Source organism: Thermostichus sp. MS-CIW-15, assembly GCF_054060575.1.
On sequence record NZ_JBSSDI010000063.1, the window covers coordinates 1 to 2,821 of the forward strand.

Here is a 2,821-nt window from a genome sequence, read left to right on the forward strand (position 1 = left end):
GTTGTTGGCAGCGAAGTCTCGACGCAAGCGGTGATCCGCGCCTGCTACCAGCAGGTGTACGGCTATGTGCCCTATGAAGGCCAACGGCTAACCCGTTGGGAGATCAAGCTGGAGTCGGGGGAAATTCCTGTCAAAGAGTTTATTCGCCAACTGGCCAAGTCGGATCTCTTCCGCAACAAGTACTGGTCCAGCTTGTATGTCTGCAAAGCCATCGAGTTTATCCACCGCAAGCTGCTGGGCCGACCCACCTACGGGCGCCAGGAGATGAACCGCCTATTTGACATCGCCTCCAAGAAAGGGTTCTACGCCGTCGTGGACGCCATCCTCGACAGCGAGGAGTACCAGCAGGTCTTCGGGGAAGATATCGTGCCCTATGAGCGCTACCTCACCCCCGGCGGCCTGGCGCTGCGGCGGATGCGCCCCGGCTCCACCGACATGGCAGTGACCAAGCCCATTCGCACCGACGAGGACATTCCGCTGTTTGTCAAGTTGGGTCAGCCTCGGGATATGCCTTCCGGCGAGCTGGAAATCCAGCGGCGGGCCCAGCAGGGGGTGCCCAAGGTACGCCAAGAGATCCCTGTCTTCAAGCTCACCAGCCTGGCCAACAAAGCGGAAGTCAACAACCTCATCCGCGCCGCCTACCGGCAGGTCTTCGAGCGGGATATGGACATCTACAACATCAGCGCCGAGCTCAGCTCTGCCGAGTCCAAGCTGCGCAACGGCGAGATCACCGTCAAGGAGTTCATCGAGGCCCTGGGGTGTTCCGAGCTGTACCGCTCCGAGTTCTATGCCCCCTATCCCAACACCAAGGTGATCGAGCTGGGCACCAAGCACTTCCTGGGCCGTGCTCCTCTCAACCAGCAGGAGATCCGCAAGTACAACCAGATCTTGGCCACCCAGGGGGTGAAAGCCTTTGTGCGCGCCCTGCTGAACACCCAGGAGTATCGGGATCTCTTCGGCGAGGACACGGTGCCCTATCGCCGCTTCCCCACCCTGCCGGCGGCCAACTTCCCCAACACGCAGGAGCTGTACGGTCGCCTTACCAAGCAAAACCGCGAGCTGGTGGTGCCCAGCTTCAGCCCTGTGGGCAATGACCGCAGCTAGATATGGAGCTGATACATTCACGCTAAACTCTCCTGAACATGGTTCAGGAAAGAAGCGATCGCATCCTGCCTATCTCTGAGCAGGAAGGCGGTATCCCGCAAAGCCCTGAGGAATACCCCCCGAGCGCTTTCCCCCTTCACTTCCCGGCAACCGTTGCGGTGGACTCAAGGATCAGGGGGAAACTTGGTCTACTATATCCCTCTCAATGACTTTTGCCAAACCGCCTAAAGCTCAGTAAATTCAGCAAAGTTCAGGGTTTTGGGGGTTAGAGGCATGCTCTCAACCCCTTCTCTCCTTTTGTGGGAGAGGGAAAAGACAAATTAGCTCCACAAAGGCAGAGGAGACTGGGCTTCATAGCCCAGATGCCGTAGCGCAGCAGGGGTAACCACTCGACCCCGGGGCGTGCGCTGCAAGTAGCCGATCTGCAACAGATAAGGCTCATACACTTCTTCAATGGTTTGGGGATCCTCACCCGTCACCGCGGCCATCGTCTCCAAGCCCACTGGCCCTCCACCGAACTGCTCCACCAGCACCGTCAGCAGCTTGCGATCGATCCAATCCAAACCCATGGGATCCACCTGGAACAGCTCCAGAGCGGCTGCTGCCACTTCTTGGCTAATGTGGCCATCCCCTCGCACCTGGGCGTAATCTCGCACCCGCTTGAACAGGCGGTTGGCAATGCGGGGCGTGCCCCGAGAACGGCGGGCGATCTCTGCAGCCCCTTCTGGATCGGTGGAGACATTTAAGAGGCGAGCCGTGCGCAGCACGATCTGCACTAGCTCGTGAGGCTCGTAAAAGCGCAGCCGTTGCACGTGGCCAAAGCGATCCCGCAGCGGCGAGGTGAGGGCGCCAATGCGGGTTGTGGCCCCGATGAGGGTAAAGCGTTCCAAGGGCAGAGAGGTGATGCGAGCAGAGCGACCTTTGCCAATGGTGATATCAAGACGAAAATCCTCCATCGCCGGATAGAGTAATTCTTCTGTAACCTTGGGCAGGCGGTGGATCTCGTCAATAAACAACACATCCCCCCGCTTCAAGCGCACCAAATACCCGGCAATGTCGCGGGGGCTCTCCAAAGCCGGCGCGGTGGTCATGTAGAACTGGGATCCCATTTCTGCCGCCAGCACTGCTGCCACCGTGGTTTTGCCTAGACCAGGCGGGCCGTAGAACAGCAGGTGATCCAGAGGCTCTTGGCGAGCGCGGGCCGCCGCAATGGCAATGGAGAGCACTTCTTTAAGTTCCGTCTGGCCAATATATTCCGCTAGGGTGCGCGGGCGCAGGGATTCTTCCTGCGCTTCGCCAGGGTGGGCTTGCGGCTGCAACAGGGCAGAGGGATCCGCTCCCCTTTCCCCAGCAAAGCTCAACTCTCTGCCTTCTTTTCTCCAGGCTGAAGACTTTTGCTGCCGCCGCTTGGGGCCCTCAGCGTTCTGGCCTGTATCCCGAGAAGAAATGATTGCCATATCCCTAAGTCACAGAGGCAATGGCCCCAATTTAACTCTAGAAAAGCTCTGGGAAAGATCACCCCAGCAAAGAGAACAAAAAAATCCCCCAGACCAAGCCGGGGGATCCACCAATGCTGTTGAAGCGTCAGGTCAGGCCATCAGCCACGCACCGCAGGCGCTACCTCCACCGCCGCCAGGTCCAGCGGGAAGTTGTGCGCATTCCGCTCGTGCATCACTTCCATCCCCAGGTTGGCACGGTTCAACACATCAGCCCACGT

2 protein-coding genes and 1 pseudogene are annotated in these 2,821 nt (G+C 59.1%); 1 reads left to right on the forward strand and 2 read right to left on the reverse strand.

Features of this window, described 5'->3' with window-relative positions; genetic code table 11:
* Positions 1 to 1,104: phycobilisome rod-core linker polypeptide (locus ACVW0R_RS13350; RefSeq protein WP_457502192.1), on the forward strand; the 1,104-nt coding region annotated here is incomplete at its 5' end.
* A gap of 320 nt (positions 1,105 to 1,424) precedes the next feature.
* Here the strand turns inward: ACVW0R_RS13350 and ruvB are convergent.
* On the reverse strand, positions 1,425 to 2,561 hold the full coding sequence (ruvB, locus tag ACVW0R_RS13355) for a Holliday junction branch migration DNA helicase RuvB (protein WP_011430641.1): 1,137 nt from the start codon (positions 2,559 to 2,561) through the stop codon (positions 1,425 to 1,427).
* A gap of 140 nt (positions 2,562 to 2,701) precedes the next feature.
* Positions 2,702 to 2,821: pseudogene (locus ACVW0R_RS13360) on the reverse strand (photosystem II q(b) protein); the annotation flags it as partial.